The following is a 23,502-nucleotide window of genomic DNA, read 5'->3' on the forward strand; positions in this document are numbered from 1 at the left end:
ACTTACCGCACGCCGTACTTGTCGATGACGCCCATCTCGCCCATCAGGCGCTCCAGCTCATCCCGGCCCTTTCCGGTAAAGGGCTCATAGGGACGGCGCAGATGTCCGCCGGGCAGGCCCAGAATGTCCAGAGCCGCCTTGATGCAGACAGGATTAGAGAAGGTGTACAGCATCTTGAGCAGCGGGAACCAGTGGGTGTACTCCTTGCGGCACTCCTCCATGATCTGCATGCTGGTCCAGGGACGGGAGTAGTGAGCGGACTCCTCCGGAATGATGTTGCCGCCGATGTTGGCCGTACCGGTTCCGCCCAGAGCCAGAGTGGGGATCACGATGGAATACTTGGGGAAGTCACAGCACATGATCTTGACCTTGCCCTGGCACTGCGCCTGCACCTGCACCAGTTGGGAGCAGTCGCCCATGGCTTCCTTATCCAGCACAAAATGGGGGTGCTTGTCGGAAAGGGTCTTGATGGTCTCAGGAGTGAGATGGACGCCCAGGCGGGAGGGGTTGTTGTAAATGCCGCAGGGGATGCCAATGGAACTCATGCAGGCGTCCAGGTGGTTCAAAGCGGCGTGCTGACTCACCAGCACATAAGGAGGAACGGTAAAGATCACGCCGTCCGCCCCCTGCTCCTCACAGTACTTGGCCATCTCAATGGCGCCGTCTGTGGTGGTGGAAGCCGCACCGAAGAACACAGGAATCTTGCCCCGGGTCATGGCCACAACTTCCTTCACGATCGCCTTCTTCTCCTCCACGCTCAGCAGAGTGGTTTCACCGGCGGAGCCCAGAATGAAGATTTGGCTGGTGCCGTACTTGATCTGACGATTGATCAGGGTCTCAAAGCCGTTAAAGTCAATCTTGTCATCGGCAGTAAAGGGGGTGGGCATTGCCACAAAGGAACCTTCCAACTTGATCATGTCATTGTCCTCCTCATAAAATTAAATGATCGGGGTCAAACAGCACGTATGATGAACTGAGTTTATTATATAACAGCCTCCCCCACTGAGCGCAAGCAAAAAATATATATATTATCTTAATACATGTTGTAAAGCGCTTTACAAACCCAGCACAAACACCAAATTTCAAAGGGATAACTAGGCAATCTGCACAACTGCACATCACCACATTTCTGACCCCACCTTGGCGTTTACCTGTACTCTCCGATTCAGAATCCGGATGACTCCCTCTTCACACAGCTCGCCCAGAAGCTTGGAAACCGTGATTCGGGAACTGCCGATAATGATACTCAGGTCGTTTTGTGTATACTGCACCCGCTGATTGTACCACATCCCATCCACCAGCTCTGACCGGTCGGCCGCCACATAGAACAGCTTCATCAGCCGCTCTTTATAGGAGCAAAAGGTAATGTTTTCAATTTCATGGCGCATGATCAGCATTTTTTTCGAGTTGTCCTGCAAAACAGCATTCCGAAACAGTGGAGAGGTGTCCACCAAACGATGAAAGTCCTGGTACTCCAGGCGATAAAGGGTGGTGTACATATCTGCCCGGGAACGCAAGGTGCTAGGTTGATCCAAAAAGGTTGCCGGCTCTCCGAAAAACCAGCCTGTGGACAGGGTATACAACAGCTTTTCTCCGCCATCTCGTCCCACAATATAGTGGCTGGTTCTCCCTTTGGAAATATAGTACACCCCTCCCAGGTCTTCTCCGATATCGCAGAATGTGGTTTTGGGCGCAAGGTGATACACCGTGCTGTTGGCTTCAATCAAGCGATCCAACTCTTCATTTGATTCACTGGGAAGAGTGAAATTAGAAAACGTAAACTCCATATCCCGCGTCGTCCTTTCCAGAAAAAGTCCCAAGCAAACAGCCTTCCTGCCCCACGGGCAAGAAAAACCTGTAACAAGTAACATTGTACTACAGGCCGCCGAAAAAGGCCACAGGAATCACAACAGAATCATGGGGTTTCTGTTTGAAAAAATATCAGGGTTCTGTTTCTTTCAGGCCTCTTATATACCTGGTATTTTATTCCATTTTTGCATAGCAAAAAGCACCCGGCCAGGGGTTCTATCTCTGACCGGGTGCTCGTTCCATCCTAATTGGGGAGCTTTTTTACTACAAAGAATGACTTCTGTTCTACCACTCCAATTGGGCCAGCGACCGGAAGAGCAGCTGATTTTGTTCATCCCGATAAAAATCACCGCAGTGGCGCACATGCTCCTTCATGGTTCGCTCCGCCAAATCTCCATCTCCAGACAACACAGCCTCCACCACCAAATGATGCTCCTCCTTCGAGCCGGACGGACGCCCAGGCAGCCGAAGCACTGCCACATGATATCGGGATGTGATGGCATAGATATTCTGGATGATATCCCTCAAAAATTCATTTTGCGCCAGATCAAAGATATAGGAATGAACTTTCCCGCATACAGAATAGTACGCATGCAGGTCCTGGCTCTCCAATGCCTGGTCCATCTCCTGCATAATCCCATTCAGCGCAATTCGATCCTCCTCGGTCACATGTTGGCTGGCCAGCCGAGCTGCAAGCCCCTCTGTCACCTCGCGCACCGCAAACATATTCAGAATGTCTGTCCGGGTCATTCTGCGCACAACGGCCCCCTTGTGGGGCACATGCTTTGCCAATCCCTCCGCCACTAACCGTTCAATGGCCAGACGGACAGGCGTTCGGCTAACATGGTATTCCGCCGCCAGATCCATCTCAACCAGGTGATATCCGGCCGGATATTCGCCAGACAAGATTTTTTCATAAATTGATTTATATATATCATTGTTTCCAGAAGTCTTTTTCTTCATTTTGCAATCAACTCACAAACATTATTGTATGCAAAATTATTGTACAATTCTATGTCTCCCCTGTCAAGAATAACCTGCTGTTTTTATACACCAAAACCTTATTTTTCCCCCTTTTTCTTTGGAAACACCCTTATTTTAATCTAGTATCTGTTGTATTTACATAACATTTTTCTATTATTTTACTCTTTTCAGTTTATTTTTCACAAATACATGTCTCCGATTTTGACTCAAGTGACGAAGTTTAAAAACTAAAAAAGAATCCGTTGACACGCAAAAGCATAGTGCTATAATCATAATAAATTGTATGCAATTTTGAGGTCAATAGTGAAGACAATGTTAAAAAGGTAACGAAGAGAGGTTCCATATTATGAATGAGATTTCCATGCCCCGCGAGAAAAAGCTATTTACGCCCGGCCCGGTGAACATTCCGGAACGTGTGTGCGCCGCCGCCACATTGGGACGGTAGCCCAAGTCCCTCCCATGGTGGCACTGCCCCACAGTGCCGACCATGCCTGCCCTCTGTCGGAACAGGCCGGGATGCCAGTGGACATGGTGGTCATCGGCACCTGCACCAACGGAAGGATCAGTGACTTTGAAGCCGTGGACACAGTTCTTCAATCCTGCACCGGCCCATTCCGAACGGAAACGTTGGTGATCCCCGCTTCCCGCACCATTTACCGCGAAATGCTCGCCCGCGGCTATGCCGCCCGCTTGCTGGAACGGGGCGCTATGATCTTACCCCCCAGCTGCGGTCCCTGCTGCGGGAGCAGCCCGGGCGTCCCTCGGGACGGGCTTCGCGTTGTCTCCACCGCCAACCGTAATTTCTTGGGGCGAATGGGAAATGCCAGTGCGGACATTTATTTGACTTCCCCCGCTGTGGCTGCGGCGACGGCCCTGCGCGGATGCTTAACTGACCCAAAGGAGTTGATGGAACATGTTTCAGTACCACTGGCGCCTTCACCACTCCCCTAATGAAACGTGTGGGTTATGACCCTGATTTCGCAGGCGCCGTGGAGTGTTCTGCCTCCGCCGGCGGACAGATTCTCCCCCCTGTTATGGGCGCCACCGTCTTCATGCTGGCCGACACCCTTGGTATCCCCTACATCCAATTGGCCATCGCGGCCGTGCTTCCCGCACTGCTGTACTATGTCGGTGTCTTTTCCGTGGTACATTTCCGTGCGGTGCGGTTGAACATGGAAGGCAGCGGCACCGAGCGCGCCCCTTGGTTTGACCTGCTCAAACGTTCCTATCTGTTGCTGCCCCTGGTGCTCATCGTTGTATTGCTGGTCATGAACTACACCCCCACCTTTGCCGCGTTCTGGGGTGGCATCGTCTCCGCCGTGCTGCTGTCCTTTTTGCGCAAGGATACCCGGTTGAGTGTGGAGAAAGTAATCAAGATCCTCTACAACGCCGCCAGAACCACTATGTCTCTGGGCATTGCCACCGCTGTGGTGGGCATCATTGTGGGCACCTTCTCCACGACGGGCATCACCATGATCATCGCCCGCATGATCTTTACCTTGACGGGCGGAATCAAGTTCCTGACTCTGTTTATGACCATGCTGGTGGCCATGATCTTAGGCATGGGCCTACCTACTTCCGCCGCCTATGTCCTTGCCAGCATCAGTGCCGCTCCCGCCCTGACCATGGTTGGTATTGAGCAGATGCCCGCCCACCTGTTTGTCTTCTACTATGGCTGCATGTCCACCATCACTCCTCCGGTGGCCACCGGCGCCTACACTGCAGCCGGCCTTTCTGGCGGAAATCCAAACCGCATTGGATTCCATTCCATGAAGTTGGCCATTGCCGGATTCATCGTCCCCTTTATTTTCATCTATACCCCCCAGCTTCTTCTGACCTCCGGCATCGACCTGCGTTTGACGGTCTTCTCCTTTGTGGTGACCGCTCTGGGCCTGGTATTCTTAGCCGCCTTCTTTGAAGGGGCTTTGATGGAGCGGGCCAGTGTCCCCATGCGTCTGATTTTCCTGGCTCTTGCTGCCGCTCTGATTTGGCCCGACATCTGGGTCTCCCTGGTGGGCCTGATCGCCAGCATCCCCATGCTGGTTGTTTTGGCACTGAAGGACAAGAAAAAGCAGAACATTCCTGCATAAGCTCTCTCAGTTTGTCTGAGTAAAATTTTAGGAGGTATTATTATGAAAAAGACACTGGCACTCGCACTTGCTCTTACCGTGGCCCTTAGCTGCGCAGCATGTGGTTCCGGCTCATCCTCCGGCTCCTCCCCCTCCGGCAGCGCAAGCCAGTCCGGCGGTTCCACCGCTCCCAAAACGCTCAGCATCGGTACTGCCAGCTTAACTGGACCACCGTCTTCTGCCGGGACGATCTGGACGAGGATACCGCCTACGCCTTGTGTAAGGCCATGTTTGAGAACAAAGAGGAGCTAGTAAAGGCCCACAGCTTCTTCGGTGACCTGGCTCCCGAAAACATTGTGGACAGCTGCATTGCTCCCCTTCACCCTGGAGCCGAAAAATACTATAAGGAAGTTGGCGTTTTGGCATGAACGAATATTACGATCTCCCGAAACTGATTGACCCTGCCCTGATCCAGCGCGCATCCCAATTTGGCTCTGCTGAACTGGCAGATGGCATGAAAGGACTGGGCATCCCTCAGGACGGCTGTCTGGATGCTTCCATCCTTCCAATCGATGAACACACAAAAATGGTAGGGACCGCTTACACGGTGGACACCAAAGATGGCGATAATTTTCCCATTCATGTGGCTATCTACTCCGGAAAACCCGGCTATGTCCTTATGGTAGACGGAAAGGGCTATCAGGACACGGCATACATGGGTGATCTAATGGGCGGTGCCGCCAAAGCTGTCGGTCTGGAAGGGATTGTTATTGACGGCTATGTACGGGATCGTCTCGGTCTCAAGGGAATGAATCTTCCCGTCTATTCCAGAGGCTACATGCAGCGTGGGCCGAAAAAGGTGGGCCCTGGCCGCATCAATGCGACCATCCAGTGCGCCGGAGTTACGGTCAACCCAGGAGACCTGGTGCTTGGTGACGCGGATGGTGTAACCGTCGTTCCCCGGGACCGTCTGGAGGAAGTATTGGATCGGGCGGAGGAGAAAAACAACTATGAAATTAATCGCCGCAAAGTGATTGCCGAATATGAGGAGTGCAAAGCTGCCGGCCGCACTCCCCCTGAACTGGCACCCAAATGGGTGACCGACATGTTGGCAGCTAAGTAATTTTCTTATCTTACTAACCACCCACGGATAAAACAGTGAGGTATGCCCCAATTGGGCATACCTCACTGTTGCGTTTGAGGCCCTCATCTTCAGGTCCCTGTAATGTTTCTTCTCTCCCATCTCATATAGTTTAGTTATCCAATATTTTTAGGAGATGATACGATGAAACGTGCTTTACACCCCCCTCGGATCCTCCTGTTTCAACGGAAACGATGGTCCGCTGCCCTTTGCCTCTGCCTGGCTGCCCTGATGTTTTACCTTGCCAATTATCCATCTGCCGTCGGTGCCTCCGCCACCACCCGGCAACTCCCCATCTACTGTGTGCAACAGGACCAAAAATTAGTCTCCATTAGCTTCGACGCAGCCTGGGGGAATGAGGATACCCAACAGCTCATTGATATCCTGGACCGTTATCAGGTCAAGGCAACCTTTTTTGTGGTGGGCGAATGGGTGGACAAATATCCCGAATCGGTAGCCGCTCTTCACCAGGCAGGCCACGAGGTCATGAATCATTCCAACACCCACGCCCACTATCCTCAATTATCCGCCCAAGAAATCATCTCTGACCTAAATGCATGTAACGACAAAATTGAAGCCGTCACGGGAGTCCGTCCCACCTTGGTCCGTTTGCCCTATGGAGACTATAATGACTGCTCCATCAATGCCGTTCGCTCCATTGGTATGGAACCCATCCAGTGGGACGTGGACAGCCTGGACTGGAAGGACATTTCCGCAAATGAGATTACCAAGCGAGTAACCTGCAAGGTGCAACCCGGCTCCATTGTACTTTTCCACAATGCTGCCCTCCATACACCGGAAGCCTTGCCCTCTATTTTGGAAACCCTTCTTCAGGATGGTTATACCTTCGTTCCCATTTCTCAGCTCATTATGACAGGTGACTACACCATTGACCACACCGGACGCCAGTGTCCCGCTTCCTGATCGAAGAAATCCGCAACCGAACGCTCCCTTTATTCCATTCTCCCATCCAGTTCAAGTCAGAAGGACAGACGCACAGCGAATTGCCATGCGCCTGTCCTTTTTGATTGTTCTTCTTATTATTGCTGTTTCGACCGAAAGTTCATTTTTACAGATCTCAGGTACAGCATGTCCGATACCTTTTTTTCTGCGCCAGGATAAGAGCAATCAGCACTACAATGCCAATCACGCTCATGATAATGCTGGTTTGGAGCGATGTGGTAGTAAAGGAAGCAAAGAACAGGCACAGGCTGTTCAAGCCGCACAGAACTCGGACCGCCAGATTTGTTTTGCCGAACAGATAGTTTTCCAAAAATGCCACCATCATATAGAAAGCAAACGCAGCCAATATCGCTGTGGCAATCATCTCGATAGGGCTTCCGTTCACCAGAGGGGTGAACAGAAACAGGAAGGGAACAAAATAGAACGTGGATCCCATCTCCAGCGCGGTAAACCCGGTTTTCATAGGGCTGGAGTTGGCAATACCAGCAGCCACGAATGCGGTAATACAAACCGGAGGGGTAGGCACCCACACGACCGGTATGGCCCACTCCTTTCACTGCGGCGACACTCATGGGTTGCTCCTGAAGCACCTGAATCATGCGATCGGTGATCTTCTGCATGGCCACGATGCCAAATCCCCGATTGCCGTCTACCACATAGGCGTTTGGGGCCACTGTCTCAATGCTCGGCTCCGCGGTTCCGTCAATCTGTCCCTTTACCATAAAGCGGGCGTATTCAAACAACCGCATTGCCCCTTGAGACTCCACCCCCTTCAGATCGTTATCCACCAGATGACAAGTAATGATCTCCGCATTCCCTTTGGAGGCACCATAAGCACAAAGAAAGTTTACCCCAAAATCTGCAATTTTTTTGCTGCTGATCGTCTTCATGCCTATTGGTTCACCTAATTTCCTTTCTTCCGCACAACCGGCTTGCGGTTTCCGATGGCATTGAGTTCCTCTAGACTGGCCTTACGCTCCACAGCCTCAGCCAGTTGTTCCTCAATCTCCTCGATTTCTTCCGCCTGATAGATGATCTCCTCCAACCGATCCGCAGGCAGAACCACTATCCCGTCCAGATCACCTACCACAATATCGCCCGGACATACCCGGCAACCATCAATACCAATGGGCACATTAATGGCTGCCAATTGGAGTTCCTCTGCATAGGGTTTGGTCCCGCTCCCTTTGCAGAAAAACGGCATGGAATGAGAAGATATCTCCTCCCGATCCCGAATGCACCCGTCCACCACGATGCCCGCCGCTCCCGATAACTCGGCAACCCGGGCCACATTTCCACCCGTCAGCCAACACTTGGTATCCCGGGCAGCTACCACCATAACCTGGCCGTTGGTACACATCCGGGCAATGGCAAATTGTCCGGGCAAACCTCTGGACTGCCCCGGCTGTTTGGGGATGTACTGCACTGTCAATGCCGGTCCCACCATATTTTCATCGGTTTTGCCCTGTAGGCAGTAAATCCCCTTAGTATAGCCGGAGATTTCCAGCCGTCTCATGGCATCCGTCAGATTGCCTGTTGGGGTCCGCTTCAGAAATTTAATCATCTGCTCATAATCCATCATAAGCCCTCCTGCTCTGGTATCTCGTTTAGGCGCATTAAATCCCGAAATGAATTTTAATTTGCCTAAATCTTTCACAAATATTAACATCAAATTATGCGTTTTGTCTAATACCAGATATGGATTGGCATAATAGAGAAATTTCTATGGGTGACCCTTTTTCTCTACTGTATATTTTGTCATTTTCCCCTTTTCCTTTATGCGCATGTAGCCTTTGTCCGATCCAGTCAATTTCGAGCGCAAGTTTTTTTGCCATTTCTTTCTTCTCTTCCTGTTCCTTATCCCCTTGTTTTCCGTCTCTGTCTCTCTCTTTTGGGGGGATTGCCCCAGGCACCGCCTATGTGCTATACTGAAAAAAATCCATCTTCTCTCTATCGAACACCTCGTTTCTTCTGTCCGTGTAGTCTTTCTCCTCGCCATTTTCCGCTCCTCGTCCATGACTCGTTTGCACTTAGGTAGGTGGTTTTTATGACGTTGCTTCAACTACAATATTTCCGTGCCTTGGCTCGGACGTTGCACTACACCAGGACAGCAGAACAACTGCGCATTTCTCAGCCCAGCTTAAGCTACGCAATCAGCGAGCTTGAAAAGGAATTAGGCGTCAAACTATTTCGAAAGGAGAACCAAAAAGTCTTGCTGACCATTTATGGGCAGCAATTTCTCCCATATGTGGACCGCGCTCTCTCCCTGCTTCAGGAGGGGACAAACACGCTCAATCAAATGCGCACCAACTCGTCTCAAATTGTACGCTTGGGCTACTTTCAGAGCATTTCCGCCTCTGTTATTCCAACCTTAATTGATGGATTTTATAAACAGTATTCCGCCGAACATATCCTCTTTCACTTTACGGAATGTTCCTCTTTAAGTGTACTGGGGCAACTTCACTCCGGCGCGCTGGACCTGGGTTTCAGCTTTCACCGCGCGGATTGGGCAGAATCCATCGCTGTCACCCGTCAAAATCTCTACCTTGCGGTCCCTTCTTCCCATCCTTTGGCCAGCCACACCTCTGCCTCCTTTTTTGATTTTGCCAGTGAACCACAAATTATGCTGGGTCACAGCAGTAGTTTACGTGACAACATTGACCATGCATTTTATGAACATAATATCATTCCGAATATTGCGTTTGAGGTACGCGAGTGTTACGCTGCCCTCCAATATGTCAGTTTGGGCTTCGGCGTATCCATATTGCCTTGGATCCCTGCCATGGACTCACCTAAGATCAAATTTCTTCCCATTCTGGAGCAAAATGAAGAATTTACCCGGACCATCTACTTCACCTATGACCGCACCCGTGTCTTGTCTCCAGCTGCACAAAAGGTACGGGATTATGTTTTGGAGAACTTTTCTCTCAATCAGGAATCTCTGGAACATCACGCTTCCCTTTAACTACAAGAATCATTTTTGAATCAAGGAAAACAAAGGACGTCCGCTGTTTTTGCGGACGTCCTTTGTTAGTTTTTTAATTGTTCTTTGAGATCCACATCTTCCAGCTCTCTGCCCGCCCCTGCCGAAACAGCAACACAGGCACTTCCCAGATCACGCAGCAGAACTCTGCCTCCCTGGTCGCCCTCCAGCTGACGCAGCCGGGGCACCAAAGCCGCCGAGAAAAAGGTTGGGCTCCCCGCCCGTCCCTCCCACACCGTGGTACCGGCCGGTACACCGTGCCGGGCCGCATCCATGAGACGCAGCACCGTGGGGGTTTGCAGCCAGGGTTGGTCGGCCACAGCGAACAATACGAAGTCCTCCGCCTTCAAAGGAGGCAGGGCATCCAGTCCGGCACGAATGGTATGGGACAAGCCCAGTTGGCTGTAAGGGCTGTCCACAGCTGCCGCCCCCAGCTTCTCCGCCGCCGCCCGTATGACCGGATAACGGGAAACCACGGTGAGGGTAGTACCCTCCCGCTGGGCCGCCGCCTCCGCCAGGGTCTCCAACCCATAGAGAAACAGAGGCTTCCCTTCTAAGGGAAACAGGAGCTTGTTGCTGCCAAAGCGCCGTGCGCTGCCGGAGGCCAGGTAGATCAGGTACTTAGCCACGGCTCTTCATCCCCATCAGTACCTTCTCCGGCGTGATGGGCAGCTCCCGGTGCCACACGCCGGTAGCACGGAACACCGCCTGGGCAATGGCGGGCGAGGGAGTATTGATGACAATTTCCCCAATAGATTTGGCGCCGAAGGGGCCGGACTGCTCATAGCTGGGGGCAAACTCTACCCGCAGGCGGCCCATATCCAGCCGGGTGGGAATCTTATATTGCAGGAAGGAATTTTCCGCCATACGGCCCTTTTCGTCGTAGGTGACCCCCTCAAAGAGGGCCATACCGATGCCCTGGACAAGACCTCCCTCGGTCTGGACCCGGGCCAGGTTGGGATTGACAGGGGTGCCGCAGTCCACCACCGCGACATAGTCCAGCACCTCCACCGAGCCGGTCTCCTTGTCCACCTCCACTTCCACCATGCCCACCATGAAAGGCGGGGGCGAGGTGGGGGAGGTATGGGAGCAGGTGGCCTGAACGGCGGTGGGATTGCCGCACATGGACTGGGTGGCCACCTGACTGAGGGTGACCTCCCCAGTTCCGTCCAGCTTCCGCACCCGGTCGCCGGCAAATTCCACCTCATCGCTGGAGCAGTTCAGCATCCCTGCCGCCACGGTACAGATCTGTTCCTTCAGCTGCTGACAGGCCTTCTCCACTGCCTTGCCGGTGACGTAGGTGGTGGAGGAGGCGTAGGAGCCTGAGTCATAGGGGGAGGCATCGGAGTCGGCCCCAAAGACGGCGATGTTGTCCACGCTGCAATCCAGGCACTCCGCCGCCATCTGGGCCAGAATAGTGTCACACCCGGTACCCATATCCGCCGCCCCGATAGACAGGTTATAAAAGCCCTCGTCGCTGAGCTTGATGGTGGCCGAACCCACGTCCACGCCGGAGATGCCCGAGCCCTGCATGGCCATGGCCACCCCGGCGGCCCGAACCTTGCCATTGCCCATATCCCGGACCGGGAACTTCTCTTCCCAGCCAAAAAGCTCCTTACACCGCTCCATGCACCGATCTAGCGCACAGGCGCTGGCCGGCTCATTGTAGTAGGCGGGCATGATCTGCCCCTCCCGGACCATATTCTTCTCCCGGAGGGCCACCGGGTCCATGCCCAGCCGGTCAGCCAGCTCGTTGACGGCAGACTCCACGGCAAAGATCCCCTGGGTAGCTCCGTAGCCCCGGTAGGCCCCCGCCGACTGCCGGTTGGTATAGACCACGTCGTAGGCGAAACGGAAGGCCTCCAGATTTCCGGTGTACAGGGGGATGGACTTGTGGCCGGACAGGCCCACCGTAGTGGGGCCGTGCTCCCCGTAGGCCCCGGTGTTGGACAGGGTATACACGTCGATGGCCCGGATCACACCCTCCTGGGTAGCGCCCAGGCGGACATGGACCTCCATCTCATGGCGGGGGGAGGCGGCAATCTGGCTCTCCTCCCGGGTATAGATCATCTTGGCGGCCCGCCCGGTCTTCCAGGTCACAAAGGCGGGATAGACCTCCGCCACCGCCGTCTGCTTGGCCCCAAAGCCGCCCCCGATGCGGGGCTTTTCCACATGGATTTTGGACTTGGGGATGTCCAGGGCGTTGGCCAGGATACGCCGGACGTGGAAGACGATCTGGGTGGAGGAGATCACATGGAGCCGCCCATAGGGGTCCATCTCCGTGTAGGTGCGGAAGGTCTCCATCATGGCCTGGTTGCAGGCCTTGGTGTGGTAGACCCGGTCCACCACATAGGGGCACTGGGCCAGGACCTGGTCCACATCCCCATCCGAGCAGGTATCGCTGGCGCACAGATTGCGCCGGTTGTCCGCCCCCACCGGGCACAGGGACCGCCAGTTATCCTCGGGATGGACCAGGATGGGGCCGTCCAGGGCCTCATGGGGGTCCAGCACCGGCTGTAGCACCTGGTACTTCACCTTGATGAGCTTCATGGCCCGGTTGACCGCCTGCTCATCCTCTCCGGCCACGATGGCCACCGCATCCCCCACAAAACGGACCCGCTGGTCCAGGATGAGCCGGTCGTAGGGAGAGGGCTCGGGGTAGGTCTGCCCGGCCATGGTAAACCGCTTCTGGGGCACATCTTTGTAGGTATATATCCCCACAATGCCCGGCACCTTGCAGGCCACATCCGTGCGGATCTCCTCAATGAGGGCGTGGGCATGGGGGCTGCGCAGCACCTTGACCACCAGACAGTCCCGGGGGGTAACGTCATCCACATAGGCGGGCTTGCCCAGCAGCAGCGCCATGGCGTCCTTTTTCCGCACCGGCTGGCCCACGGTTTTCAATGTTTTGTGTTCCATAGTGCCCTCCTTCAGCCCTGGTTGCGCTGATTCAGGTAGGCCCGGATTCCCCGCAGCTGCCCCTCATAGCCGGAACAGCGGCACAGATTTCCGGCCAGATAGGCCCGAATCTCGTCATCGGTGGGATTGGGATTTTCCCGCAGCAGGGCGATGGTATTCATCACAAAGCCCGGGTTGCAAAAGCCGCACTGCTCCGCCCCCTGGTCGGCAATAAAGGTCACGAACTCTGCCGCCTCCTCCTGCAGCCCCTCCAGGGTCTGGATGGAGTGTCCGTCTGCCCGGGCGGCCAGCACGGAGCAGGAGAGCACCGGCGTCCCGTCCAGCAGCACGGTGCAAAGCCCGCAGTTGGAGGTCTCGCACCCCCGCTTCACGCTCAGGCAGCCCCGGGCGCGGAGAAAGTCAATGAGCAGGGTATCCGCCTGGATCGAGGCGGTCACTTCCCTGCCGTTTAACATCAGCTTGATTTCCATCCTTATCCCTCCTCCATCGCCAGCAGGCCCCGGCGAATGAGCACTTGGCAGATTTCCCGGCGGTAGTCGGCGCTGCCCCGGAGATTACTGGAAAACCGGGCCCGTCCTGCCACATCGGCGGCAAAGGCCCGGGCACTCTCCCCAGTGACGCCCCCAGTCAGGATTCCCTTCTCGTCTCCATAGACCTGGGCGGCCATGGGGCGGGCGCCAATGGCACAGGTGTACTTCTTCCCCTGGTGGGACAGGGCGCAGGTGAGGACGGGGAAATCGGTGGAGATGTTGCGCTGGGACAGGTAGACCACCCGGCGGGGTGCCTTGGGCAGGATCACATGGGTAAGAATATCCTTCTGCTGCCGGGGCAGTGCCGCAAATTCCGCCAGGGGCATCTCACCGGCGTGATAGAGGACCACCCGGGCATCCAAGGCCAACAGCAGGGTGAGCACATCGGAGAACCCAAAGCGGCCATAAACGCTGCCCCCCACAGTGGCCAGGTTCCGGAACTGCACACCCACAATGTGGCGCACGCTCTCCGCCGCCGCCCCCTGGGTCAGCTCATTCAGCCCCGGATGGGTCTCCAGAGCCCGCAGGGATACCATGGCCCCCAGACGATACTCCTCCTCCGTCTCCTCGATCCGGTCCAGGCCCAGCCCAGACAGGTCGATGGCGGTATTTACGCTGCCCCGGCCCATTTTCAGCCACAGCATACCGCCCAGGACCACGTTGTTCTTTTTTTGATACAGCTCATAGGCCTCCTCCAGGCTCTGGACTTTGACATATTGCTTTATGGTCAGCACGGTGTCATCCTCCCTGCATTGCGTCGTTTTTATGATTATACCATGACAGCGCAGCTGGAATGGTATCATGTGTCAACTTTTTCGGTTGCCTCATGAGGGGCGAGAAAAAGGACTGGAATAAAAGCATAATAGCCGCTCTGCGGCTATTATACCATAGCTTGTCCGGGGAACAAAGAAAATTGGAAAAGAAGTGCTGCCGCTCCCCTTTCCCCATAAAAAAACTCCGGTGGGTCACCGGAGTTTTTTATGAAATTACTCCTTGTCCTGGGGCAGCAGCACATTCATAATGATGGCCACAAAGGCGGCAGGAACAATGCCGGAGCCGCCGAAAATCAGCTGTACCGCCTGGGGCAGACCGGAGAGCACCGCGCTGTTGGCTCCCAGGCCATAGCCCAGGCCCAGCGCCACCGACACAATAGACATGCTCCGGGGAGTCAGGGGCTCCCGGGTGATGAGCTGAATACCGCTCATCACAATAGAGGAGAACATAATAACTGCCGCTCCTCCCAACACGCTCTGGGGCATAATGGACACCACTGCCGCCAGCTTGGGGAACAGGCCGCACAGCACCAGGAACACGGCGCCGCAGGCCAGGGCCATGCGGTTGACGATCTTGGTCATGGTGACTAGGCCCACATTCTGGCTGAAGGAGGTGTTGGGCAGCACCCCGAACAAAGCGGCGAAGGAGGAGCCCAGGCCGTCGCAGATGACGCCGCCGGACAGCTCCCGGTCGGTGGCCTCCCGGCCCATGCCGCCCTCGGTGACGCCGGAGATATCTCCCACCGTCTCCACGGCGGTGACAATGAACATGATCATCACCGGCAGGATGGCCCGCAGGTCAAACACCGGCTTGACCGGCATCAGCTGGGGCACAGAGATCCAGTTGGCCTGGGCCACCTGGTCCCAGTTCAGCACCCAGGCCTTGGTGTACTCCACCCCGTCGGCAGTGACGCCGGTGGTGGACAAGACCAGGGCCAGCAGGGCGCAGATCACATAGCCGCAGATGATACCGATGAGGATACAGGAGGAGCTAGCCAGTCCCTTGGCCCCGTGCTTCAGAGCCAAGACGATCACCATCACTGCCAGGGCAATGAGCAGATTTTCCAGCGAGCCGTAGTCCTTGGCGGAGGTGCCACCCCCGAAGGAGCCCACCCCCACGCTGATGAGGGACAGGCCGATGGACAGCACCACCGTGCCGGTGACCACCGCGGGGAAGAATCGGCGCAGGGACTTTAAAAAGGCGCCCAGCACCGTCTCAAAGAGACCGCCCAGGATGGAGGCCCCCATGATGGCTCCGTAGGCCACCACGCCGCCCCCCATCACCTTGACCACGCTCTGAAACACGCCGATGAAGCCGGAGCTGGTTCCCATAATGATGGGCACCTTGCCGCCCACCGGCCCCACAGCAAACAGCTGCACCAGGGTGACGATGCCGGCCACCAGCATGGCGTTTTGGAGCAGCGCCACCTGTACGGCGGCAAACTCCTCCGCCCCGCCCGAGGCCGCGCAGAGGTTGGTGATGATGAGAATGGGTGTGAGATTTCCTACGAACATGGCCAGCACATGTTGCAGACCCAGGGGAATGGCTTGGCGCAGGGGCAGCGGCCCTTCAAATTCGTAGGGAGTGGAATAAGATTTGGATTGGTCCATAATACGCCTCCCGAACTTGATGAAAACACACGAACGAGAGACATTATATCAAATTTTAGAAAGAATCGCAGAGTTTTCCACCATTTTCCCCCTAAAAATCCGATTTTCTCCCTTTTACTCAATGGTACAGAAGAAATGGCCGCTCTCCTTGTCCTCTTTGACCGCAATGCCCGGGTACAGCAGGCCCAGGGCGGATTGAATGTCACCTAAAGGGGTGGTTCCCGGGCGCAGTTCCCCCGTCAGCCGCCCATCCTCCAGCAGCAGCAGGCGCGTGCACCACCGCAGCGCCAGAGCCGGGTCGTGCAGGACCACCAGGGCACACCGCTCCCCCTCCTCCAGCAGACGGGTCAGGGTACGGAAGAGCTGGTGGGTATTAGGAAAGTCCAGGGCACTATTGGGCTCGTCCAGCAGCAATACCGGGGCATCCTGCACCACGGTGCGGGCCAAATGGACCAGCTGCCGTTGGCCCTGGCTGAGGGCAGCGCAGTCCCGCTCCAGCAGCCCCTCCACTCCGAATTTCTCTGCCGCCGCCCGCACCCGGGCCCGGGTCTCCCGGTCCGGCGGACGCAAGGGGCCGTCCCAGGGGTAGCGTCCCATCTCCAGCACCTCCCCCACCCGCAGGCCGGGAAACACCGGCGTGTGCTGGGGCAGAAGGGCCAGCCTCCGGGCCCGCTGCCGGTGAGACAGGGTCTGGCAGTCCTCCCCCCGCACCAGCACCTGCCCCTCCATCCAGGGCACCCCTCCCGTCAGCCCCCGGAGCAGGGTGGACTTTCCGCTGCCGTTGCGGCCCAACAGGGCGGTCAGCTCCCCCGCCGCCACGGAAAAGGAGACCTCCCGCACCACCGGAAGGCGGTAGCCCGCTGAGAGATTTTTTACCTCAAGCATCCCCTCCATAGGTCTCCTCCTTCCTCCGCCAAAGCAGCACGCCCAGCACCGGCACCGCCATCAGTACGGTGAAAATACTCAGCGGCATGGTGTAGATCCGGGCGGGCAGGTCGGCGCACAGCAACACTAAGCCCCCCACCAGGCCGCACAAAATAAGATAGGGTCCCCCCCGGCGCCCCAGCAGCAGGAAGGCGATATGGGGGGCGATCAGGCCCACAAAGGCCACCGCCCCGGTCACCGACACCACCGCCGCCACCATCCCTGTGGTCAGGGTGAGGAGCACTCCCCGCCAAAACACCGGGTCCAGCCCCATCCCCCGGGCGTGCTCGGAGCCCAAAGAGAGCATGAGGATGGGCCGGCGCAGCAGCAGGAGCAAGGCCGTGCATCCCACCACCGCCGCCGCCGGGACCGGCAGCTTATCCCCCGTCATGGCGGACAGGCTGCCCATGATCCAGACCTCCAGGGCCGCCAGCTCCCGCTCCGGGTCGGCCATGGTTTTCAGCACCATCAGTCCGGCCTCCGCCAGGGAGGAGACGATCACCCCGGCCAGGATGTAGCTCCCCGTCCGCTCCAGATGGGCGGCCTTTACCAGCAGCAGCACCAGCGCCAGGGAGGCCATGCCCATAAAAAAGGAGCCGGTCATGATTTCCAGCCGTCCCCCCGCCCCCAGCACGATGGCACAGGCCGCCCCCAGGGACGCCCCGGAGGCCACCCCCGTGAGATCGGGAGAGGCCAGCGGATTGCGGAACACCGTCTGGTACACCCCTCCCGCCAGCCCCAGGGCCCAGCCGGTGAGCAGGGCCATGCACACCCGGGATACCCGCAGCTGCCAGAAAACCTGCCGCTCCACCGTCCCTTCCATTCCGCCGGCGAGAATGGAAGCGATCTGAGACAAAGAAAGGGGAAAGCTGCCCACCAAGAGCGACACCGTCCCCACTCCCCCCACCAGGAGGAGACAGGCTGCCAGCGCAGCCCGGTCCCGGGTCGTCATCTTCATGGCCCTTTCCCCTTTCTCTATGGTTTCGCCGTTGTTACTTGGTGATGAGGGACTCCTCCAGGGTGAAGCCATAAAAGTCCTGGTAGAAGGCCTGGGCGTCCGCGGTGAACTCCTCAAAGGGATAGGCCTCGGGATGGAGCACGCTGGTCAGCCACATGGTGCCCAAAATGCCCGAGGGGATGGGGGAGTCCCACTCCTCAATGCCGTCAGGCATCTGATACACCGCCCCGTTGGCCACGGCGGGCAAAGAAGCCAGCTGAGAATCACTCTCCACATCGGAGGCGGTATACTCCGCCCTGGCGGGAATGACAAAAACCTCGGGGGCCATAGCCAGCACATCCTCATAGGACACTTCGGTCCAGTAGTCGCCCTCCAGCTCTCCGGCTGCGTTCACCCCCCCCGCCTGGTCAATGAGAGTGCTCTGGTACATATCGGCGGGAGCGGTGGCCAGGTAGGAGGAATTGCTGCCCATGTAGACCACAGGCTTCTCCAGGCCATCGGTCAGCTGAGCCATGCGCTCCAGCTGCTCCTCATAATAGTCGGTCAGGTCGGCAGCCCGGTCCTCCACGCCCAGGGCCGTCCCCATCAGCTGGAGCATCTCCACCAGCTCCTGGTGACTCTCCGGGTTTACCACCAGCACAGGGATCCCCAGCTGGGTGAGGGTATCGGCGTAGTCAGCCAGCTTCTTGGGCATGATGACCAGGTCGGGATTCAAAGCCGCAGTGGCCTCCACATCCAGCTCCTTCATGGTGCCCACCTGGGGCTTGTCCAACAGCTCAGGGGCTGCCATGCTATAGATGGGCCGGGTATCCGCCTTTTTCTCCAGGCCCACCACCCGGTCGGCCGCTCCCAGAGCGATGACAGCATAGGTGGAAATATAGTAGCAGCTGACCACCGTCTGGGCCGGCTCCTCCAGCTCCACCTGCCGGCCGGCCTGGTCGGTAAGCACAATGGATCCCTTCTGGCTCTGCTGGGTGGAGGCGCTACTGGCAGAGGCGGAACTTCCGGCACTGCTCCCTTGGGAGGAGCTGCCTGCGGACTGGCTGCCGCAGCTGACACAGCCAAACGCCATAACCACAGCCAGGGCCAGTCCCACCGCGCGTGAGAATACTTGCTTCTTCAACATCAGTCACTCCTTAATTTTATGCACACATTAGGCAACAGACATTTTATCTTGCTCCAGACCCTTTGTCAAAGAAATTCCGCCTCCGGGTCCAAATTTCAGCAAACGAGGGCGCAATGCAGCCATTGCGCCCTCGTTTTTGTTAGTTTATCCCATGGAACGGTCCCATTACCGCTGGATATCGTAGCTGATGTTCATCAGATTCCGGATGGTCTCCACATCGTCGGTGATGTTGCCGTCCCCGTGAATGGTGTGCTTGATGGCGCTGCTGGCCACGGCAAAATTCAGCATGTCCATAGGGGAGTACTCGTTGATCATGGCATAGATCAGCCCACTGGCAAAGGCGTCGCCGCCCCCCACCCGGTCCAGCACATTGAAGGTGAACATCCGGCTTTCAAAGGTATGGCCGTCGTACCACATAAAGGCCTTCAGACTGTTTTCGCTGCCGCTGTGGGTATAGCGGACGTGGCGGGCAATGCACTTCAGGTTGGGATAGCGCTCCACAAAGGCCCGGAATACCATGTCCTCCTGCTCGTAGGTTGGGTGCAGGGGAATGTCGTCCTTCCAGTCCCCCTTGCTGTGGTCATTCTCGTCCTTCCACAGATGGTAGGGCTCGATCCCCAGTAGCACATCCAGGTAGGGCAGGCACTGGGTACAGAAGTCCCGGGCCTCCTCCCAGGTCCACAGGGAGCTGCGGAAGTTTCCGTCAAAGCTAATGGTCATGCCCTTGGCCCGGGCCGCCTTCAGGCAGTCCATGACCAGCTTACCGCAGCTGGGACACAGGGCGGGGGTGATGCCGCTCAGGTGCAGCCAGTCATAGTTTTCCAGCAGCTTATCCAGGTCCATCTTGGAGAAATCGTACTCGGTGATGGCACTGTGCTTGCGGTCATAAATGACTTTGCTGGCCCGCACCCCATAGCCTGTCTCCAGGTAATAGGAGCCCAAACGGTGGCTGGGCGTCTCCTCGGGGGTGCTCAAAATCATGGGCGTGCAGTGTACGTCGTTGCTGCGCAGCATACGGATGGCACTCTTTCCCAGGCTGTTGTTGGGCACCACGCTGAAAAAAGTGGCGTCCACCCCCAGGTTGGCCAGGGACAGGGCAATGTTGGCCTCACTGCCTCCGTAGCTGGCTTCAAAGTCGGTGGCCACTCGGATCTTTCCGTAGTTAGGAGGGGTCAGGCGGAGCATGATCTCTCCAATGGTAATAAATCGGCAGGAGTTGTCCCGCTTTAACAGGGGATTATAGTCTTCCATGGTGATTCCTCCTCACAGATGGCGCGGCACCGGTCCGCAGGTCTTAGCCATCGCCGCGGCAATCGTTTCATAATACGATACGTCGTTTTAATTTTGTACCTCTATTATACACGACCTGCGCTGCCGGATACAAGGTGGCAAATGGGCAAAATTTTTTCCTTCCATTCTGTACAGAAGGAGGAACGTCCACGGGAGATTTCACATTATAAAACCGGCCCGGAGGCAGATCCATGATCTGCCTCCGGGCCAGCTTTCCTCTTTCTTATCGGCTCCCCACCTTCGGGCGGTTACATGCTCTCGTGGAAGGTGCGCTTGATGACCTCCAGCTGCTGCTCCCGGCTCAGGCGGTTAAAGTTCACCGCATAGCCGGAGACCCGGATGGTCAGGGTGGGATACTGCTCCGGGTGGTCCATGGCGTCCAGAAGCACCTCCCGGTTCATGACGTTGACATTTAGATGGTGAGCTCCCTGGACAAAGTAGCCGTCCAGAATGGATACCAGGTTGTCCGTCCGCTCCTGGGCCGTCTTTCCCAGGGCTCCGGGGACGATGGAGAAGGTATTGGACACGCCGTCCTGACACACCGCCCGGTAGGGGATCTTGGCCACGGAGTTGAGGGAGGCCAGGGCTCCGTTCACATCCCGGCCGTGCATGGGGTTAGCGCCGGGGGCGAAGGGCTCTCCCGCCTTCCGTCCGTCGGGGGTGGCGCCGGTCTTCTTGCCGTACATCACGTTGGAGGTAATGGTGAGGGCAGACAGGGTGTGAATGGCCCCCCGGTAGAGGGGGTGCTTTTTCAGCTCGGCGGAGAAGTAGGACACCAGCTCCACGGCGATGTCGTCCACCCGGTCGTCGTCGTTGCCGTACTTGGGGAAGTCCCCCTCCACCTGGAAGTCCACGGCGATACCCTGCTCGTTGCGGATGGGCCGCACCTTGGCAAACTTGATGGCGGACAGGGAGTCGGCGGCGATGGACAGTCCCGCCACTCCAAAGGCGGCCAGCCGGTCCACCAGGGTGTCGTGGAGAGCCATCTGGCTGCTCTCATAGGCGTATTTGTCGTGCATGTAGTGGATGATGTTGATGGTGTCCACATAGAGCTCAGCCACATAGGCCAGCACCTTTTTGTAGTTGCCCAAAACCTTGGGGTAGTCCAACACCTCGTCCAGGTCGTGCTGGATGCCCGGAATGATGACACCCCCCTTCTTCTCGTCCACGCCCCCGTTGATGGCGTAGAGCAGGCTCTTGGCCAGGTTGGCCCGGGCCCCGAAGAACTGCATCTGCTTGCCCACCGCCATGGCGGACACGCAGCAGGCGATGCAGTAGTCATCCCCGTACATGGGCCGCATCAGCTCGTCGCTCTCATACTGGATGGAGTCAGTGTCAATGCTCATTTTGGCGCAGTAGCGCTTAAAGCCCTCGGGCAGGTCCTTGCTCCAGAGCACCGTCAGGTTTGGCTCAGGGGCGGTGCCCAGATTGGTGAGGGTATGGAGGTAGCGGAAGGAGTTTTTGGTCACCAGGGTTCGGCCGTCCACCCCCATGCCGCCGATGGACTCGGTGACCCAGGTGGGGTCACCTCCGAAGAGCTCGTTATACTCCGGCGTGCGCAGGTGGCGCACCAGGCGCAGCTTGATGACAAACTGGTCGATCAGCTCCTGGGCCCTCTGCTCGTCCAGCAGTCCCCGGTCCAGGTCCCGCTGGATGTAGATATCCAGGAAGGTGGCGGTGCGGCCCAGGGAGGTGGCGGCACCGTTGTTCTCCTTGATGCCCGCCAGATAGGCCATGTACAGGTTCTGCACCGCCTCCCGGGCGTTCTCCGCCGGGCGGGTGATGTCACAGCCATACCGCTTGGCCATCCGGGCCATCTCCTCCAGGGCCCGGATCTGCATCTGGACCTCCTCCCGCAGGCGGATGCGCTCGTCGGTCATGGGGCCGTCCAGCATGTCCAGGTCCTTCCGCTTCTCCTCGATGAGGAAGTCGGTGCCGTACAGGGGCACCCGGCGGTAGTCGCCCACGATCCGGCCCCGGCCGTAGGCGTCGGGCAGGCCGGTGAGCAGGCCGGCGTGGCGGGCCAGGCGGGTGCGCTCGGGGTAGGCGTCAAAGACGCCGTCGTTGTGGGTCTTGCGGTACAGACGGAAGTGCTTCTCAATTTCCGGGTCCAGGTGGTAGCCAAACTGGTCCAGGGCGGAGATGGCCGTGCGCATGCCGCCGTACAGGTTGACGATGCGCTTGAGGGGGGCGTCGGTTTGCAGGCCCACGATCACCTCGTTCTCCCGGTCGATGTATCCCGGCTCAAAGTTGTCGATGCCCGAGACCACATGGGTCTCCACATCAATGATCCCCTTCTGGATCTCCTCCACGATCAGAGCCTCCGCCTTTTCCCAGACCTTGGCCGTCTTGGGGGAGATGGGGGCTAAAAAGTCCCCGTCCCCCTGGTAGGGGGTGTAGTTTTTCTGAATGAAGTTGCGCACGTTCACCAGGTGGCGCCACTCGCCTGTCCGAAATCCGCTCCAAGCGGTGCAATTGACGTCGATACTCATAGCTCCCGTTCCTTTCTTATTTGTGTCATCGTCCGGCAACAGACTTCATTCAGCCGCCGGTTCCAGTCCTCCAGCTTTCCTTCCTCCATGGCAGGCACCCCCTCCAGGGGATAGGGAATGCCCATGGTCTGATATTTGTGTACCCCCAGGGTATGGTAGGGCAGCAGCTCCACCCGCTGGATATGCTTCCATGTCTTTAAATAGTGTTCCAGCCCCTCCAGGTGCTCCCGGCTGTCCGTCAGGCCGGGGACCACCACATGGCGCACCCACAGCGGCGTTCCCTTCCTCTGGGTAGCCTGCCAAAAGCCTTCAAAGGCCTCCATGGATTGCCCCGTGATCCGCTCATAGCCCTCCGGCGTGTAATGCTTGACATCCAGAAGGACCAGATCGGTGTGGTCCAGGATCCCCTCGTAGCTCCCCAGGCCGCACCCGGCCGTATCCAGGCAGGTGTGGATGCCCGCCTTTTGGCACAGCCGCAGCGTCTGGGCCAGAAATTCCGGCTGAAGGAGGGGTTCTCCCCCGGAAAAGGTCACCCCGCCCTCAGCGCCGTAGTAAGGCTTGAACCGCACCAGCCGGTCCACCAGCTCCTGGGGCCGGAGCTCCAGGGCCTTATGGTTCTCCATGGACCAGGTGTCCGGATTGTGGCAGTACCGGCAGCGCAGCCGGCACCCCTGAAGAAACACCACCGTGCGGATGCCCGGACCATCCACCAGTCCCATGGACTCCACCGAATGGATGCGTCCCACTGTCATACTCTGTGTTGCCTCCCTTCCGGTATAAAAACAGAAAAGCCGACAATCCGGGCTTTTCTCGCCCAGACGGTCGGCTTCATTTCATCATACTCCATGTGGTAGGCTCCACATTATCCGTCAGTCATATGATAATCCACTTATATCATGCATCCACTCATTTGTCAAGGGGGCGTTTTGT

Annotated in this window: 23 protein-coding genes and 1 riboswitch; of the genes, 6 read left to right on the forward strand and 17 right to left on the reverse strand. The window is 57.2% G+C overall.

All coding sequences use genetic code 11. The annotated features are described in order from the left end of the window. Positions 1–2 precede the first annotated feature (2 nt). The 3 genes from B5E43_RS08300 to B5E43_RS08310 form a co-directional block, all read right to left on the reverse strand. On the reverse strand, positions 3–917 hold the full coding sequence (locus B5E43_RS08300; RefSeq protein WP_087395693.1) for a dihydrodipicolinate synthase family protein: 915 nt from the start codon (positions 915–917) through the stop codon (positions 3–5). 201 nt (positions 918–1,118) lie between these two features. Then, positions 1,119–1,787 (reverse strand): Crp/Fnr family transcriptional regulator, encoded by a 669-nt coding sequence (locus tag B5E43_RS08305; protein ID WP_087395695.1) that lies wholly within the window; start codon positions 1,785–1,787, stop codon positions 1,119–1,121. Positions 1,788–2,094: 307 nt separating this feature from the next. Then, positions 2,095–2,772: a GntR family transcriptional regulator gene (locus B5E43_RS08310; RefSeq protein ID WP_087395698.1), complete on the reverse strand. Its 678-nt coding sequence runs from the start codon at positions 2,770–2,772 to the stop codon at positions 2,095–2,097. A gap of 480 nt (positions 2,773–3,252) precedes the next feature. On the opposite strand from B5E43_RS08310, the gene B5E43_RS08315 reads away from it, so the two are divergent. The 5 genes from B5E43_RS08315 (at position 3,253) to B5E43_RS08335 (ending at position 6,927) form a co-directional block, all read left to right on the forward strand. Further along, positions 3,253–3,744 carry an aconitase family protein gene (locus tag B5E43_RS08315; RefSeq protein WP_087395701.1) on the forward strand — a complete coding sequence of 164 codons (492 nt, stop codon included), beginning with the start codon at positions 3,253–3,255 and terminating at the stop codon, positions 3,742–3,744. Next, positions 3,744–4,883, forward strand: coding sequence for a TRAP transporter fused permease subunit (locus tag B5E43_RS08320; protein ID WP_087395703.1), 1,140 nt, complete (start codon positions 3,744–3,746; stop codon positions 4,881–4,883). Before B5E43_RS08315 ends, B5E43_RS08320 begins: the two co-directional genes overlap by 1 nt. Before the next feature lie 98 nt (positions 4,884–4,981). Beyond that, positions 4,982–5,290: a TAXI family TRAP transporter solute-binding subunit gene (locus B5E43_RS08325; protein ID WP_087395706.1), complete on the forward strand. Its 309-nt coding sequence runs from the start codon at positions 4,982–4,984 to the stop codon at positions 5,288–5,290. After that, positions 5,287–5,985: an RraA family protein gene (locus B5E43_RS08330; RefSeq protein ID WP_087395709.1), complete on the forward strand. Its 699-nt coding sequence runs from the start codon at positions 5,287–5,289 to the stop codon at positions 5,983–5,985. The genes B5E43_RS08325 and B5E43_RS08330 overlap by 4 nt, the downstream gene beginning before the upstream one ends. A gap of 162 nt (positions 5,986–6,147) precedes the next feature. Then, complete coding sequence (locus B5E43_RS08335) at positions 6,148–6,927, forward strand: polysaccharide deacetylase family protein (RefSeq protein WP_087395712.1); 780 nt, start codon at positions 6,148–6,150, stop codon at positions 6,925–6,927. Positions 6,928–7,043: 116 nt separating this feature from the next. Here the strand turns inward: B5E43_RS08335 and B5E43_RS08340 are convergent, their stop codons facing one another. The 3 genes from B5E43_RS08340 to B5E43_RS08350 all read right to left on the reverse strand — a co-directional run bounded on the left by B5E43_RS08340 (position 7,044) and on the right by B5E43_RS08350 (position 8,879). Beyond that, entirely contained in the window at positions 7,044–7,856 is an 813-nt protein-coding gene (locus B5E43_RS08340) for an Ldh family oxidoreductase (RefSeq protein WP_087395715.1), read from the reverse strand. A gap of 14 nt (positions 7,857–7,870) precedes the next feature. Further along, positions 7,871–8,545 (reverse strand): RraA family protein, encoded by a 675-nt coding sequence (locus B5E43_RS08345; RefSeq protein WP_158099004.1) that lies wholly within the window; start codon positions 8,543–8,545, stop codon positions 7,871–7,873. A 94-nt stretch (positions 8,546–8,639) separates the two neighbouring features. Continuing rightward, positions 8,640–8,879, reverse strand: a complete 240-nt coding sequence (locus B5E43_RS08350) for a hypothetical protein (RefSeq protein ID WP_143382977.1) — start codon at positions 8,877–8,879, stop codon at positions 8,640–8,642. Positions 8,880–9,013: 134 nt separating this feature from the next. Between B5E43_RS08350 and B5E43_RS08355 the strand changes: the two genes are divergently transcribed. Continuing rightward, positions 9,014–9,931, forward strand: coding sequence for a LysR family transcriptional regulator (locus tag B5E43_RS08355; protein ID WP_087395722.1), 918 nt, complete (start codon positions 9,014–9,016; stop codon positions 9,929–9,931). A gap of 65 nt (positions 9,932–9,996) precedes the next feature. Here B5E43_RS08355 and B5E43_RS08360 read toward each other — a convergent pair whose 3' ends face one another. The 11 genes from B5E43_RS08360 to pflA all read right to left on the reverse strand — a co-directional run bounded on the left by B5E43_RS08360 (position 9,997) and on the right by pflA (position 23,324). Beyond that, positions 9,997–10,578, reverse strand: coding sequence for a nucleotidyltransferase family protein (locus B5E43_RS08360; protein ID WP_087395723.1), 582 nt, complete (start codon positions 10,576–10,578; stop codon positions 9,997–9,999). Continuing rightward, entirely contained in the window at positions 10,571–12,868 is a 2,298-nt protein-coding gene (locus tag B5E43_RS08365; RefSeq protein WP_087395724.1) for a molybdopterin cofactor-binding domain-containing protein, read from the reverse strand. Before B5E43_RS08365 ends, B5E43_RS08360 begins: the two co-directional genes overlap by 8 nt. Before the next feature lie 11 nt (positions 12,869–12,879). Then, complete coding sequence (locus B5E43_RS08370) at positions 12,880–13,338, reverse strand: (2Fe-2S)-binding protein (RefSeq protein WP_087395726.1); 459 nt, start codon at positions 13,336–13,338, stop codon at positions 12,880–12,882. A 2-nt stretch (positions 13,339–13,340) separates the two neighbouring features. Then, complete coding sequence (locus B5E43_RS08375; RefSeq protein WP_087395728.1) at positions 13,341–14,132, reverse strand: FAD binding domain-containing protein; 792 nt, start codon at positions 14,130–14,132, stop codon at positions 13,341–13,343. Between the two features lie 252 nt (positions 14,133–14,384). Beyond that, complete coding sequence (locus tag B5E43_RS08385) at positions 14,385–15,782, reverse strand: solute carrier family 23 protein (protein ID WP_087395731.1); 1,398 nt, start codon at positions 15,780–15,782, stop codon at positions 14,385–14,387. A gap of 114 nt (positions 15,783–15,896) precedes the next feature. After that, positions 15,897–16,676 (reverse strand): ABC transporter ATP-binding protein, encoded by a 780-nt coding sequence (locus tag B5E43_RS08390; RefSeq protein ID WP_087395733.1) that lies wholly within the window; start codon positions 16,674–16,676, stop codon positions 15,897–15,899. Further along, positions 16,660–17,664 (reverse strand): iron ABC transporter permease, encoded by a 1,005-nt coding sequence (locus tag B5E43_RS08395; RefSeq protein ID WP_087395735.1) that lies wholly within the window; start codon positions 17,662–17,664, stop codon positions 16,660–16,662. The genes B5E43_RS08390 and B5E43_RS08395 overlap by 17 nt, the downstream gene beginning before the upstream one ends. 34 nt (positions 17,665–17,698) lie before the next feature. Next, positions 17,699–18,790: an ABC transporter substrate-binding protein gene (locus B5E43_RS08400; RefSeq protein WP_242964773.1), complete on the reverse strand. Its 1,092-nt coding sequence runs from the start codon at positions 18,788–18,790 to the stop codon at positions 17,699–17,701. Positions 18,791–18,955: 165 nt separating this feature from the next. Beyond that, on the reverse strand, positions 18,956–20,041 hold the full coding sequence (locus tag B5E43_RS08405) for a sugar kinase (RefSeq protein WP_087395737.1): 1,086 nt from the start codon (positions 20,039–20,041) through the stop codon (positions 18,956–18,958). Between the two features lie 287 nt (positions 20,042–20,328). Further along, a complete protein-coding gene (pflB, locus tag B5E43_RS08410; RefSeq protein ID WP_087395740.1) occupies positions 20,329–22,572 on the reverse strand; it encodes a formate C-acetyltransferase in 2,244 nt (747 codons plus the stop codon). Beyond that, entirely contained in the window at positions 22,569–23,324 is a 756-nt protein-coding gene (gene pflA / locus B5E43_RS08415; RefSeq protein ID WP_087395742.1) for a pyruvate formate-lyase-activating protein, read from the reverse strand. The genes pflB and pflA overlap by 4 nt, the downstream gene beginning before the upstream one ends. A 53-nt stretch (positions 23,325–23,377) precedes the next feature. Beyond that, positions 23,378–23,459, reverse strand: a riboswitch (ZMP/ZTP riboswitch). Between the last annotated feature and the right edge of the window lie 43 nt (positions 23,460–23,502).

This window comes from Flavonifractor sp. An100 (genome assembly GCF_002161175.1).
Classification (GTDB): Bacteria; Bacillota; Clostridia; order Oscillospirales; family Oscillospiraceae; genus Lawsonibacter.